The sequence below is a fragment of the Pseudomonas sp. SIMBA_068 genome (genome assembly GCF_046534705.1).
Taxonomy (GTDB): domain Bacteria; phylum Pseudomonadota; class Gammaproteobacteria; order Pseudomonadales; family Pseudomonadaceae; genus Aquipseudomonas; species Aquipseudomonas putida.
Genome location: NZ_JAWRYI010000317.1, coordinates 1 through 287 on the forward strand (window position 1 = coordinate 1; position 287 = coordinate 287).

At 53.3% G+C, this 287-nt stretch carries 1 pseudogene; it reads right to left on the reverse strand.

Annotated features, from left to right (window positions below):
* A pseudogene (locus SB756_RS29345) lies at positions 1-287 on the reverse strand (hybrid sensor histidine kinase/response regulator); the annotation flags it as partial.

Below are 287 nucleotides of genomic sequence, written 5' to 3' on the forward strand. Positions count from 1 at the left end.
TGCTCAACAGGTTGGTTATAACCTGACGAATACGTCGTGGATCGCCCATTAACGCGCACGGCATATCATCGGCAATTGCCGTTGCCAGGCGAATCGGGCGACCTTTCACCCGTCCGCTCATTAATTGCAGGGTACTTTCCAGCAGCGGGCGCGGTTCAAAGGGCTCATCGCTGACCGAAACATTCTTGCCACCTGCTTCGATAGCGGAATAATCGAGAATATCGTTGAGGATGGTCAGCAACGATTCACCAGAGTCAGTAATTGCCCGCAAATCATCACGCTGGGCG